9 protein-coding genes and 1 tRNA gene are annotated in these 13,402 nt (G+C 48.3%); 4 read left to right on the top strand and 6 right to left on the bottom strand.

Annotated features, from left to right (window positions below):
• The 4 genes from torA (at position 1) to HGP28_RS10990 (ending at position 7,264) form a co-directional block, all read left to right on the top strand.
• On the top strand, positions 1 to 2,481 hold the full coding sequence (gene torA, locus HGP28_RS11005) for a trimethylamine-N-oxide reductase TorA (protein ID WP_168836505.1): 2,481 nt from the start codon (positions 1 to 3) through the stop codon (positions 2,479 to 2,481).
• 303 nt (positions 2,482 to 2,784) lie between these two features.
• Positions 2,785 to 2,858: transfer RNA gene (locus HGP28_RS11000), tRNA-Cys, on the top strand.
• A gap of 182 nt (positions 2,859 to 3,040) precedes the next feature.
• Positions 3,041 to 4,171, top strand: a complete 1,131-nt coding sequence (locus HGP28_RS10995) for an exonuclease SbcCD subunit D (RefSeq protein ID WP_168836504.1) — start codon at positions 3,041 to 3,043, stop codon at positions 4,169 to 4,171.
• A 9-nt stretch (positions 4,172 to 4,180) separates the two neighbouring features.
• Positions 4,181 to 7,264: an AAA family ATPase gene (locus tag HGP28_RS10990; RefSeq protein ID WP_168836503.1), complete on the top strand. Its 3,084-nt coding sequence runs from the start codon at positions 4,181 to 4,183 to the stop codon at positions 7,262 to 7,264.
• A gap of 178 nt (positions 7,265 to 7,442) precedes the next feature.
• On the opposite strand, the gene HGP28_RS10985 is transcribed toward HGP28_RS10990, so the two are convergent.
• From HGP28_RS10985 to HGP28_RS10960, 6 genes are all read right to left on the bottom strand, one after another.
• Entirely contained in the window at positions 7,443 to 8,240 is a 798-nt protein-coding gene (locus tag HGP28_RS10985; RefSeq protein WP_168836502.1) for an HvfC/BufC N-terminal domain-containing protein, read from the bottom strand.
• Positions 8,241 to 8,257: 17 nt separating this feature from the next.
• Positions 8,258 to 9,088 carry an MNIO family bufferin maturase gene (gene bufB, locus HGP28_RS10980; protein WP_168836501.1) on the bottom strand — a complete coding sequence of 277 codons (831 nt, stop codon included), beginning with the start codon at positions 9,086 to 9,088 and terminating at the stop codon, positions 8,258 to 8,260.
• Between the two features lie 89 nt (positions 9,089 to 9,177).
• Positions 9,178 to 9,462: a BufA2 family periplasmic bufferin-type metallophore gene (gene bufA2, locus HGP28_RS10975; RefSeq protein WP_168836500.1), complete on the bottom strand. Its 285-nt coding sequence runs from the start codon at positions 9,460 to 9,462 to the stop codon at positions 9,178 to 9,180.
• Positions 9,463 to 9,743: 281 nt separating this feature from the next.
• Positions 9,744 to 11,495, bottom strand: a complete 1,752-nt coding sequence (locus HGP28_RS10970) for a formate--tetrahydrofolate ligase (protein WP_168836499.1) — start codon at positions 11,493 to 11,495, stop codon at positions 9,744 to 9,746.
• A gap of 237 nt (positions 11,496 to 11,732) precedes the next feature.
• Positions 11,733 to 12,200, bottom strand: coding sequence for a CreA family protein (locus HGP28_RS10965; RefSeq protein WP_168836498.1), 468 nt, complete (start codon positions 12,198 to 12,200; stop codon positions 11,733 to 11,735).
• A gap of 332 nt (positions 12,201 to 12,532) precedes the next feature.
• Positions 12,533 to 13,345: an SDR family NAD(P)-dependent oxidoreductase gene (locus HGP28_RS10960; RefSeq protein WP_168836497.1), complete on the bottom strand. Its 813-nt coding sequence runs from the start codon at positions 13,343 to 13,345 to the stop codon at positions 12,533 to 12,535.
• Positions 13,346 to 13,402: the final 57 nt, after the last annotated feature.

Below are 13,402 nucleotides of genomic sequence, written 5' to 3'. Positions count from 1 at the left end.
ATGTCTATCACTCGACGCACCTTCCTCAAAGGGTTATTTACCACCAGTGCTTCGGCTGTTATTGGTCCAAGCCTACTGGCGCCGCTGGCGAATGCGCAGAGTGCCACTGATGAAATTGTCAACGGCGCATGGCGCACAACGGGCTCACACTGGGGTGCGTTTCGCGCTCGAGTGGGCGGTGGTGAAGTGATTGAGGTCGTGCCATTTTCCCATGATAAGCATCCAACGCACATGCTAGAAGGGATTAAGGGTCTGATATATAACCCTTCTCGGGTACGTTACCCCATGGTGCGATTGGATTGGCTCAAGCGCAACGAAGGGTGGCAAACCACACGTGGAGATAACCGTTTTGTTCGTGTCACGTGGGAGCAGGCACTGGATCTGTTTTACAGCGAACTTGAGCGAGTACAAAAGACATACGGCCCATCAGGCCTTCTCGCCGGTCAAACCGGTTGGCGACAAACCGGGCAGTTCCACAGTTGTACCACGCACATGCAGCGCGCACTCGCCATGCACGGCACCTTTGTTAAGAAAATTGGTGATTACTCCACCGGCGCGGGGCAAACCATTATGCCTTACGTCCTTGGTTCCACCGAAGTATACGCTCAGCAAACCTCATGGTCTCTCGTGTTAGAGCATGCAGAACAGATCATTTTCTGGGCTAACGATCCGGTGAAAAATGCGCAAGTGGGCTGGCAATGCCCCACACATGATGTGTACGGCAATTTCGAGCAGCTCAAAGATAAAATTGCTGAGAAAAAAATTCGAGTAATCTCGGTCGACCCTGTTGTGACCAAAACACAAAATTACCTCAATTGTGAACATCAGTATATTAACCCTCAAACGGATGTTCCCTTTATGCTTGGGATTGCCCACACCCTGTATAAGGAAGATCTCTACGATAAGGAGTTCATCAAGGTTTACTGCTTAGGGTTTGAGGGCTTTGTCGATTATGTGATGGGTAAGACCAAAGATAAGGTCGAGAAAACACCAGAATGGGCTGAAGCGCTTTGCGGCATTCCAGCGGATAAAATTCGTGATTTTGCGCGAATGATGGCGAGCAAGCGCACGCAAATTATGTTTGGCTGGTGTATTCAGCGGCAGCAGCATGGTGAGCAGCCTTATTGGATGGGGGCGGTGATTGCCAGCATGCTTGGTGGCATTGGCCTGCCGGGGGGCGGCATTTCTTACGCGCACCATTACAGTGGTATTGGTGAACCGGTGACAGGCGCTGCCGGACCGGGTGGTTTTCCTCGCAACGTTGATGCGGGCGTGACACCCATTCACACCAATGTGGATTTCAAAGGCTATTCAAGCACGATTCCCGTGGCACGTTGGATTGAAGCGATTGAAGAGCCGGGCAAAGAGATCAATTACAACGGTAACAAAGTTAAATTACCGCCCATTAAAATGGTAGTGATCAGTGGCAATAACCCTTGGCATCACCATCAAGATCACAATCGGATGAAGAAGGCGTACTACAATATTGAAACGGCAGTCACCATTGATTTTGCATGGACGGCAACCTGTCGTTTTTCCGATATTGTCTTACCTGCCTGTACTCAATTTGAGCGTAATGATATTGACCTTTATGGTGCCTATTCAGCCACTGGCGTCCTCGCTATGCATAAACTCGTAGACCCTCTCTTTCAATCGCGTACCGACTTTGAGATCTTTAAAGGGCTAACAGAACATTTTGGCCTCGATAAAGAATACTCCCGTGATATGACGGAAATGCAGTGGGTGAAAAAACTGTATGACGAATGCGCGGCGGCCAATAAAGGCAAATTTGAGATGCCTGATTTTGCGACGTTCTGGAAAGATGGCTATGTCTCATTTGGTGAGGGCAGTACCTTTGTTCGCCACCAAGCGTTTCGTCGTGATCCCGAGCTTAATCCACTGGGAACTCCGTCAGGCTTTATTGAGATCAGCAGTAAGAAAATTGGCTCATACAACTATCCGCACTGCCAAGAACATCCAATGTGGTTTGAAAAGGCCGAACGTTCCCATGGTGGACCGGGCTCAAAAGCGCATCCTTTCTGGTTGCAGTCGTGCCACCCAAACAGTCGGTTACACTCGCAGATGTGTGAATCCCCCGCGCTGCGAGCCACTTATGCAGTTCAAGGGCGCGAGCCTGCGTATATCAACCCAGTCGATGCAAAAGCAAAAGGAATTAAAACCGGTGATTTGATCCGTGTGTACAATGATCGGGGACAGTTGATAGCCGGCGCCGTAGTGTCAAACGACTTTCCTCAAGGGGTGATTCGTATTCAAGAGGGGGCGTGGTATGGGCCAACGGGTTCGGAGATTGGCGCGATAGATACGTATGGCGACCCCAATACAGTGACGCTTGATATAGGTACATCAGAGTTGGCGCAAGCGTGTAGCGCGTATACTTGTCTGGTTGATTACGAGAAATTTAAAGGTAAAGCACCTGCCGTAAACAGCTTTGATGGCCCAACTTACGTCAAAATTAACTAAATCAGCTTTAATGAATATAACCAAACAAACTGAAGATGCAGGTAAGCGACAAGCGAGCAAAGCCTCTGAACATAGATGAGCTATGTGATGAGGTTTGTGAGTACCAGTCAACACCACTGCAACTTCAAGTGGGGCGGGTATAAAACAGGTGCAATCGGCTGCGCCTGTTTTATTCGCGATTTGACGTAACTTGCATCGAATTGCTGTTAAAAACTGCAAACGAATCAATTGAAGGAAATTAGCGTTTGACTCTGTTCGTCAAACGGGTACATTACGCCTCGAAGCCAACGCAGGCTTCACGAAGGCGCCTTGGCAGAGTGGCCATGCAGCGGATTGCAAATCCGTGGACCTCGGTTCGACTCCGGGAGGCGCCTCCATTCTTTTTCCTCGTTTTCCCTTTTAAATCTCGCGACACTCATCTGCCTCTGCTCTTATTCGGCATTTCCAACTCAATTTTCTGATTCAGCCTTTGTTTGCTATTGCGAAAAAAGCGTCGTTGGGAAAAAGCACGCTTTACGCTACACTGCGGCTTTGATTTTCTGTTTTGCGCGCTCATTTCATGAAATTTATTCACACATCAGATTGGCACCTCGGCCGACAATTTCACGGCGTATCCCTGATTGATGATCAGGCGGCTGTGCTCTCCCAATTAATTGATTATCTAAAGCAACATCCTGTGGATGCACTGATCGTAGCGGGGGACATTTATGATCGCTCAGTGCCGCCGACAAAAGCGATCGAGCTGCTTAATCATGTGGTGGACGAAGTCTGTGGCGCACTCAACATTCCGATGATTTTGATCCCCGGCAATCACGATGGGGCTGAGCGGCTCGCGTTTGCAGCTTCGCAGCTCAAAGCCAGCGGATTATATATCATTGGATCATTTGACGCGATGACAAAGCCCGTCATTTTGCGCAGTGATACGGTCGGTGAAGTGGCGTTTTTTGGCATTCCGTACGCCGATCCTGAGCAAGTACGCCACCATTTTTCGGAACGTGTAAGCGATTTTGATAGCGCGCATCAGGTGCTTGTTGAGCAGATCATCGCACAGCGCGATAGTTCGATGCGCAATGTTCTAATAAGCCACTGTTTTGTCGACGGTGCAATCGATTCAGATTCAGAGCGGCCTTTGTCTATTGGCGGCTCAGATCGCGTGAGTCACGAACATTTTTTATCGTTTGATTATGTCGCGCTCGGTCATCTGCACCAGCCTCAATATAAAGGTGCAGAGCATATCCGTTATTCCGGCTCGCTAATGAAATACAGCTTTTCTGAACAGCATCAACGTAAAGGGGTCACCTTGGTTGAACTGACCAAAGAGGGGCCTGTATGTATTGAGCATCTTGATCTGCGTGCGCCTCATGAAATGCGCATCATTGAAGGGGAGCTGGCAAGGTTACTTGAGCTAGGCGTCAGCGATCCTAAGCGAGAAGATTATCTGCTAGTCCGTCTCACCGATAAACACGCCATTTTAAACCCGATGGAGAAGCTGCGAGAGGTTTATCCCAATGTGTTGCACTTGGAAAAGCCGGGAATGCTGATAGGGGTGGAAAATCCGATGGGGCAGGCGAAGCTGGCGCGCAGCGAATTTGAGATGTTTGACGATTTTTTTGCGCAAGCACAAGGTGATAGCTTGAACGATGAACAAGCTCAAGCGGTTCATCAGATTCTGAAACAATTGCAGAAATAGCAGGGCGACATGAGACCAATTACACTCACCATGCAGGCGTTTGGCCCTTTTGCCGGTACGGAGCGAATTAATTTTGCTGAGCTTGGCAATAACCCATTGTTCTTAATTAATGGCCCAACGGGGTCGGGTAAAACGTCGATTCTCGATGCGATCTGTTTTGCGCTTTATGGCGAAACCACAGGTGCAGAACGCCAGGGCAATCAAATGCGTTGCGATTTCGCACCTGAAAATGTGCCAACAGAAGTCACCTTAGAGTTCGCGCTTGGCGATAAACGTTATCGCGTGCAGCGAGCGCCCGAGCAGTTTCAGCCCAAAGCCCGTGGTGAGGGAACCACATTACGCAAACACAGCGCCTCTTTGTACCGAATTGACGGCGAGTTAGAGCTGATCACGAGCAAAACCAGCCAAGTAAAAACCGAAATCACTCAATTATTAGGATTGAGCGATTCACAATTTCGTCAAGTCATGGTGCTACCCCAAGGCCAGTTTAGACAATTGTTGTTGGCCTCATCGACCCAACGTGAAGAAATCTTTGGCCAGTTGTTTCAAACGGATATTTACAAGCGGATTGAATGGGCATTGAAAGATCGCGCCAGCGATATTACCAAGCGCAAAGGCGAGTTTGACAATCAGATCCAAGGCGCCCTGCAGGTGATCAATGTTGAAAATGAAGCGCAGTTGGTTGAACTGGGTTGCCAACTTGAGCCACTACTGAACCAATGCCAGCTCGCCCATCAACAAACAGCCACACAAGTGACTGATCTGCAGCAGCAAAAACGTCAAGCAGAGCTTTACATCAAAGAGCAAAACGAACTGACGTATCAGCAGCAGCAATTAGCGGCGCATCAGCAAAGCTTGCCAGAAATGGAGGCGCTTGAAGCTCGATGTAATTTAGCTGAAAAAGCGCGAGGTCTGGCTCTAGTTCATGTTCAGTGGCAAGACGCGCAGCAAAAAACGGCGACGCTGAAAACACAAGTCGGCCATTTGGCCGAACAAGAGACTGCTCAGCAGAAAATGTTAGCTCACGCCGAAGAGGCGTGGAAAGAGGCTCAATCTCAAGCCCAACACCGTGGCGAGTTAGAGTTGCAGCGCGATACGCTCAAACAGCAAAAGCAGTATGCGATGGAATATGGGCAATTGCTTGCGTCACAGCAAAGTAAGCAAACGGAAGAGGTCAAGCTCAGGTCCGATTTAACGCGCTTTCGAGAACATCTTGCCAAGTTAGAACAAGAGAGCCAGCAGCATGAGCTGCTCATTCATCAGAGCAAAAATGAATTGAGCTTGAAGCCGCAATGGGTCTCGGAGCAGCAAGCTTTCTCTGCAACGCTGCAGTTGCTGGATAAAATCGATGGATTGGCGGCCACGCTGGCGCAAATGAGCCAGCAACAAGAGGCGCAGCGTCATAACGTGACTCAAGCCACAGCCGTTTGGCAGCAGGCGCAGCATCGAGCCGATGAAGTGGAGCTGTCTTGGCATCGCGCGCAGGCCGCGGTACTGGCGGCAAAATTAGAGCCGGGTACTCCATGCCCCGTTTGTGGCAGTGAAGCGCACCCGCATTTGGCGCAATTTGAGAATGCCGTTATCACTCAAGAGCAAGTGAAACAAAGTCGTCAACTTGTTGAGAGTGCATTAAGTGCATTAAACGAGCAGCAGACTGCGCTTGCGGCTTTGGTAGAAGCGCACAAATTGCACCAAAAGCAGCATCAAGAGTATCAAGAGTCGTTGGTAACGCACGCTTATCAGACCCGTGAGCAAGTGATGGACGCGCTAAATCAAGTCAATGGTCAGTTGAATCGTCTTGAGACGATCAATCTCGAATCGCTTGAGCAACATCTGGTTACGCTGCGCGCCCGTTGTGAAAAAGGGGCGCAGACATGCCAAACGACCGAACAACAACATATCGGGCTGGTGGCAAGTTTGGATCTTTTGAGCGAACAGGCGCAGAAGGTGCTTGAAACTGTCGCTCAGCTTGTTCCTGACACAGTGAAAGAGCAGCGGATTAACCTGGCTTATATTGATGCCCAGCGACAAAACGTAGACCAAGCGCTTCGAAATCTTGAACAACAATGGCAAGGAGCGCAGCAGCATCTCGAGCAGCAACGTATCGCGTTTTCAAAAGTTCAAGCCGAACATCACTCTCATATCACCTGGTTGAATCAAGCCGATTTAGCTGAGAATGAAGCAAATACACACTGGAGTGAGGCGTTAGCAAACTCCTGCTTTGCTGATGAGGCCGAATTTCTCCAAACCCGCGCAAGTGAAGAAAGTATTGCACAGTGGCGTGCGCAGCTGAATGAATTTGGTACGGCCCAGATAAAATTGGAGCAGACCGTTGCGGATTTGAGCACGCGAGTCAATGCGCAGCCGGCGACGGATTTAATCACAGTCACGGCGCAGTTGGTCGCTACACAAGAGCAACATCAGGCGCATCAGGCTCAGCTTGATCACATCACCACTCAGTGGCGTCAGTACCAAACGGTGACAGAGAAAGTTAGCGCGATTAATCAAGCAAACCAACAGCTTGCCGAAGAGTATAAGGTGTTTGGCACTTTGCACGATGTCGCAAGCGGTAAAACCGGCAGTCGCATCAGTTTGCATCGGTTTGTGCTTGGTGTTTTGCTCGACGATGTCTTAATTCAGGCGTCAGAGCGGTTGGCAAAAATGAGTCGAGGCCGTTATTTGCTTCAACGTAAACTAGACGGTTTTAAAGGCGTTGCAGGTCGCGGTCTCGATCTCATGGTGGAAGACAGCTATACCGGGAAAACGCGCGATGTTGCCACTCTTTCAGGGGGAGAGTCCTTTATGGCGGCATTAGCTCTCGCGCTCGGGCTTTCGGATGTGGTGCAATCTTACGCAGGTGGGATTCGGTTAGACACGCTTTTTATCGATGAAGGGTTTGGCAGTCTAGATGCGGAATCACTCGACTTAGCCATTGATATTTTGATTGAATTGCAACTTTCGGGACGAATGATTGGCGTGATCTCTCATGTCTCGGAACTCAAAGAGCAGATGAATCAGCGAATTGATATTAAAGCAACGCGAACAGGCTCAACGCTGTCGATGTATAGCAACAGTGTTGTAAATCAGGTATGAGTATACCCGTCCCACTTGAAGCTGCAGGGCTTTTCTTTAAAAAATTAAGGGGCTGGCACTCACAAACCTCATTACGTAGCTCATCTATGTTCACGAAGTGCTCAGAGGCTTTGCTCGCTTGTCGCCCACCTGCAAGTTCAAGTTGTTTGGGTATATGCCCGTTGTATATATACCGTGGTTATTGAGTGACAGGGGCAAATGCCAACATTTCATCGCTGATCCAACGCTGGATCAATAAGCCGAGTTCAGCAGAGATATTCTCTTGTGGGAACTTTGTTTGAAGATGATCGCCAATCTCGTTGAGATCCAATCCATTTTCTACACATTGAATGGCTTGAGACTCCATTGGCGATAAACTGCGAAAGTGCGGTGAGTCTCCTTTACGCCAGATAACAACATCAATCGGGTTATGAAGCGCGAAGGCGACGGGTGGCGTTTGCTCTTGGTCAATTGCGTGCCAAATTTCGAGCGTATTAAATGCCATTGGCACGCGCGACAGGGTGGCCACAAAACAGAGGGTCAACGGCGCGTCGCCGTGCTGCGCGGCAATTGCCCCTAACTGTTCGAGTGTCATTGCAAAACTCTCTTTGCCATCAAAGGCGCGCCTTAATTGCCAGTCCATTGTGGCTAATTCGGCGACGTCACCATCTTGTGGTAATTGCTGGTGTAAAAACGAGGCGAATAAATCGCCATAGAGACCAATGTTGTTAAATGTGGAGTGGTGTAACTCGATATAACGTTTTGCCAATTGCTCAAACCAAACTTCACCAAGATACAGTGCGGTATGGGCAAAGGTATCTTCCATTACCTCCAGCAAGCGCGCTCGATAGGCATTGTGATAAATGTTTAGCCGTTCTGTGGCAGATAACGGGTTTTCAGATGATGATGGCGTGTTTTGGGTGACCCAATCGGCGCCTCGGCAACAAGGTGCAAGGACAATATTTTGAAACTCGATTTGAAGCTCGTTTAAGGTCATGTTAGTCCTTTAATTAATTACGCTTCGACAGTGCTGTCGGTGAACGTTGCGGCCGCCAGTTTTCGCGCAATATCAAGCTCACTCAGCAGAGTGCTGATTGGCGGAATATCATCGTCTCGCTCAATCATTGTCGGCACAGGGCCAAATCGTGTTAGCGCTCGCTGATAAAGCGTCCAAACTGCCTCGCAAACCGGGTGATCGTGGGTGTCAATTAAATGCGTGCCGTTGTTTTGATGACCAGCAAGATGAAACTGTCGTACACGCTCACGAGGGATGCCATTAATAAAATCCTCGCAGGAGAAGTTGTGGTTTATGGCACTCACATAAATATTATTCAGATCAAGCAGTAATTCACAGTCAGTACGCTGGCACACCTCGCTTAAAAACGCCCATTCGCTCATTTCAGAGCAGGTGAATTCGACATAACTTGAGACATTTTCGATCACTAAAGGGCGCTGTAAAATGTCTTGAGCTTGAAGAATATTGCGCGATACGACGTTAAGTGCCTCTTTGGTGAAAGGCAGTGGCATCAAGTCGTGGAGCTTTTTACCGTGGCAACCCGTCCAGCAGAGGTGATCGGACACCCATAACGGTTCGATGCGCTGTTCTAGTTGCTTTAATTGCGCGAGATATTCTCGGTCGAGTCCGTCAACGCTACCAATCGACATTGAGACGCCATGCATTGTCATTGGGTAATTGGCGCGAATTTTATCGAGCATCGTAAGCGGCTTACCGCCTTTAACCATAAAGTTTTCTGAAATGACCTCAAGCCAATCTACAGGTTGTGGGGTTTCAAGAAAATCGTGATAGTGCTGAGTTCGTAAACCCAACCCAAAGCTCACTGTCATAGTGCATCCTTTGCGTTTGGTGTAATAACAGGAACAACCACAGCGCGAGTTTGGTGACCCGCACCGTGATTGCTCCCTAAATCGTAGGATTACTGAATATCGCCAATTACACCGCCAGAATCTAAACACGTTTTGGCGTCCATCGCTTTGAATCCATGCCCTTTACAAACATTTTGGCCCTTACAAGCATTATCAGCGGTTTTACAATCAGAGTTGCCTTTGCACGCGTGCACACCATAGCAATGAACTTTATCGCTTGCGCCAATTGCAGCGCCTGTACTGCCAGCTGGCGCATCAGCAGCGAACGCGGCAGAGCTAAGAGCAACAGAAAGAGCGAGTGAGGCAAATGTGGCGCTTTTTTCAATTTTGTTCATGTCAAATCTCCATTAGACGGGTGAGTGTTTTATTTTTGATGATGCTCAGCTCGCTCAACCGCTCAGCGAATTTGATTATCAAATAAGCAAAATCTGATTAACTAGACCCAACAAGTTGGATCTTTATTTCAACCATAGCCAGAAAATTGCATGGCGTTGTGAATAATTTGAGTTTTAAAATTGAAAATAGAAGGGTGGGAAGGGCAGAAAAAGCATGGAAAACCTCGCCCAGCTGAGCGTTTGGGCGAGGGAGTAGAAATGCGTGAAGCGCGTTTGAGTGGTTAGGATAGGCCGATAATTTGTCCGTTGGCGTCAATATCAAGCGCCATAAAGGCGGGTTTATCTGACAATCCGGGCATGGTCATCACATCGCCTGTGAGCGCGTAGATAAAACCGGCACCGGCGCAGAGCTTAAGTTCACGAATATCAAGGTCAAACGCTTTGGGCGCCCCTTTTAGTGCCGCATTGGCCGAAATGGATAGCGGGGTTTTGGCGATGCAAACGCTGCTAGAGCCAAAGCCTAACGCGTCGAATCGGGCCAATTGTTGCTGGGCCAGCTCACTCAAATGAAGTGCTTGAGCGCCATAGCCTCGAGTGGCAACTGCTGTCAGTTTTTCGAGCAATCCCATCTCTGTGGTGTATAACGGCGTGAAGTTATGTGGTTGTTCACACGCCTTCAGTACCGCTTGAGCAAGTGCTTGTGTGCCAATACCGCCTTTAGCAAAGGCTTCACTTTGTGCAAAACCGATTTCGGGGTCAAGTTCGTGAATCCACTGGCCCAATTGCGCAATTTCACTATCGCTGTCTTGAGGAAAACGGTTGAGCGCGACAACGACGGGCAACTGATATTTTTTAATGTTATTGATATGCCATTCAAGGTTAGCAAACCCAGCTTTGAGCGCCGCGTGATTTTCCGTCACCAGTGAATCGGGAAGCGCTGCGCCTGGACGCAAATCATAAAGACCCGAATTCGCTTTTAAGCTGCGCAGTGTTGCTACCAGCACTACGCAATCTGGGGCGTGATTTGATACTGCCGCTTTGATATTACACGCTTTTTCAAACCCCATATCTGAGCCAAATCCTGCTTCGGTAACCACATAATCGGCGAGTTTGAGCGCCACTCGGTCGGCGATTATCGAAGAGTTGCCGTGCGCAATATTGGCAAAAGGACCTGCGTGGATCAGTGTCGGAACCCCTTCAAGTGATTGCATTAAGGTTGGGTTGATAGCGTCTTTAAGTACGACGGTCATTGCGCCGGCGACTTGCAGATCTTCCGCTGTAATGGGGTTATGATCAAAATCATAGGCAACAACAATGCGACCGATACGTTTACGCATGTCATGAAGATCCGTTGCCAGCGCTAAAATCGCCATCAATTCCGATGCAGCGGAAATATCAAAGCCATCTTGTCGAACATAGCCATTGACCGATTTATTGGGTTCATTTAGTCCGACTGTGACCATGCGTAACGCGCGGTCGTTATGATCAATCACTCGTTTCCAAACCACATGATTTGGGTCGATTCGCAGTGCTTTGAGCCCGGTGCGAGCCTCAAAGGCTTCATAACCATCACGCTGCTCATGGTAAAGGCGTGCATCAATCGCTGCCGACGCTAAATTGTGCGCCGCTGTAACAGCATGAATATCTCCGGTGAGATGTAAGTTGAGTTCATCCATTGGAGCCACTTGTGAATAACCTCCGCCAGCGGCGCCACCTTTGACTCCAAATACGGGGCCCATAGAAGGCTGGCGAATACAAGTCATGACGGAACGGCCTAGGGTCTGTAGCCCTTGTGATAGACCGATAGTCGTGACCGTTTTGCCTTCGCCAAGTGGTGTAGGCGTTACCGCAGTAACCAAAATGAATTTACCGTCGTGTTGGTCATCAAAGCGTTTCAATACAGCTTGTGCATCGACCTTGGCTTTATGAGCTCCAATAGCGTTGAATTCGTTATCATGCAGGCCGGCTCGATGGGCAATTGCTGCGATGGGTTTAAGCTCGGTGGTGTGACTAATTTCAATGTCTGACAGCATAACAGAAGCTCCAACACTTTAGCGTTCAAGGAGAAATTGCCGGCAATAATACGATGGTAAAAAGGAAAGTAAAGCGAAAAAGCATCGTCGCGCAAACGTTTGCGTTAAATTTATTCACTGCTATATAAGTGATATTAAGAACAATCGCATTTTTAATTTGAACAGCTGATACCCAAGTCAGATATGCGCGATCAATTGAATTGGGTACAGCCGCTGAATTTGATGTGTTTATGCCATTTACTTTTGCTGCGCAGGCTCGACATAAGCTTTAGTGCCCCAAAGTGGCACTGTCGATAAACTATGTTTGAAGCTACCTGAAGTCTCTTTTGTCGAGTACGAGAGATACATTAGCGTTTGATGTTTTTGGTCAAAGATTCTGCGAATCTTCATTGATTTAAAGAAAATACTTTTTGATTTGGTGAAGATCACTTCGCCGTCTTTGGATTTGTTAATTTGCGCAATCATTTCAGGTGTAATTTCACTGGTCTGACGGCAAGAGATTGAGCTGTCACTTGGATCGGCAAGGCTAAGGTCGGCTTCAATACTGGCAACATGACATGTGACGCCGGGAACTAAAGGGTCCACTAAAGAGTTCAACTTGATGTCTTTGAGCGTGAAAATTCCCAAACTCACGTCTCCAACCTCATTATCAGAACAACCAATTAACAGCGCTGATAAGCCACACACGAGTAATAATTTTTTCATAGGATGTCCTTTTTCCTTAAACACAGCAGAGTATACCGAAACTTGAAAAAAAGCGCTCTTATCCGCTTGATACTTGAAGCTGCATCTGAGTTGATTTTGTGCACTTACCTCAATCACATGGTGCATCTCTGCTCATCAGGCTCGTGCTTACACGTCGCCTTGCTGCAAATTCAATTATCTTGGTTATACCCGTCCTACTTGAAGTTGCAGCGTTGTTGGCTGGCTCTCACAAACCTCATCACATAGCTTATCTATGTTCACGAAGTGCTCAGAGGCTGTGTTCGTTTGCCGCCTACCTGCATCTCCAAGTTGTTTGGGTATATATTGATTTTTTAGACCAACCAAGGGCGAAGAGTGTTTTCAATGGCTTGGCATACTGCCTGGCTTGTTTGAGCATTAAGTGCATCAGGGTGCGGTGGGCCAAATGCTTCAATATCATTGTCGTAATATTGGCCGTGTGCATTGTCAAACTCACTGTCTAATGCTGCTCGACAAATGATGTCTGCGCCTAAACGAATGTCACCGCCATCAATGCCATAAGCCTCTTTGACCATCTTACTACCTAATAGAGATTTAGGGTTAACAGCAACCATCATTGGCCCTTGGCTTTGATGTGCAAGACCGTTGACTCGACTCCAAATCGTTAGAGCAAGCTTACTCTGGGCGTAAGCCGCGTTGGCGTTTAACGGCTTATGATGGATCATGGCATCAATATCAACGCTTGCTTGCGCCGCTGACGAAAGGTTAACCACGCGCGCCTCTTTTCGTTTCAATAGTGGCATTAACTGTTCGGTTAGTACCACTGGCGCAAATGTGTTGACTGCGAAGCGGATATCGAAACCTTGGCGGGTTTGCGTTGGATTGGCGTGGAATACGCCCGCGTTATTAATCAGTGCGTCAAGCTCAGAATAATGAGAGCGAACTGCTTTGGCCATCGCTACAACTTGATCAAGGTCGCTGAGATCGGCCAAAAAAGTATCTACTTTGGCATCAGAATAAAGATCAAGCAATTGGGCTTGTACATGCTGAAGTTTTTCTTCGTTGCGTCCGTGAAGCAGGACACGATGACCCTGTTCAACAAACATCTTTGCAGCAACAAAGCCAATGCCATCGGTGGCTCCGGTGAGTAGTAGGGTTTTGCTCATTGTCTTCTCCAATATACGGTTTAATGTGCAGTGTAAAGAGTTGCGTAGAGGACGGCG

Source organism: Vibrio agarilyticus (genome assembly GCF_012641465.1).
GTDB lineage: Bacteria > Pseudomonadota > Gammaproteobacteria > Enterobacterales > Vibrionaceae > Vibrio > Vibrio agarilyticus.
The sequence above is the reverse complement of the archived record's forward strand: the minus strand, read 5'-3'. Positions and strand labels throughout refer to the sequence as shown.

Bases quoted from the DNA above. Each gene is read 5' to 3' on its own strand.
- torA (WP_168836505.1), top strand. From the start codon at position 1: ATGTCTATCACTCGACGCACCTTCCTCAAAGGGTTATTTACCACCAGT.
- HGP28_RS10995 (WP_168836504.1), top strand. From the start codon at position 3,041: ATGAAATTTATTCACACATCAGATTGGCACCTCGGCCGACAATTTCAC.
- HGP28_RS10990 (WP_168836503.1), top strand. From the start codon at position 4,181: ATGAGACCAATTACACTCACCATGCAGGCGTTTGGCCCTTTTGCCGGT.
- HGP28_RS10985 (WP_168836502.1), bottom strand. From the start codon at position 8,240: ATGACCTTAAACGAGCTTCAAATCGAGTTTCAAAATATTGTCCTTGCA.
- bufB (WP_168836501.1), bottom strand. From the start codon at position 9,088: ATGACAGTGAGCTTTGGGTTGGGTTTACGAACTCAGCACTATCACGAT.
- bufA2 (WP_168836500.1), bottom strand. From the start codon at position 9,462: ATGAACAAAATTGAAAAAAGCGCCACATTTGCCTCACTCGCTCTTTCT.
- HGP28_RS10970 (WP_168836499.1), bottom strand. From the start codon at position 11,495: ATGCTGTCAGACATTGAAATTAGTCACACCACCGAGCTTAAACCCATC.
- HGP28_RS10965 (WP_168836498.1), bottom strand. From the start codon at position 12,200: ATGAAAAAATTATTACTCGTGTGTGGCTTATCAGCGCTGTTAATTGGT.
- HGP28_RS10960 (WP_168836497.1), bottom strand. From the start codon at position 13,345: ATGAGCAAAACCCTACTACTCACCGGAGCCACCGATGGCATTGGCTTT.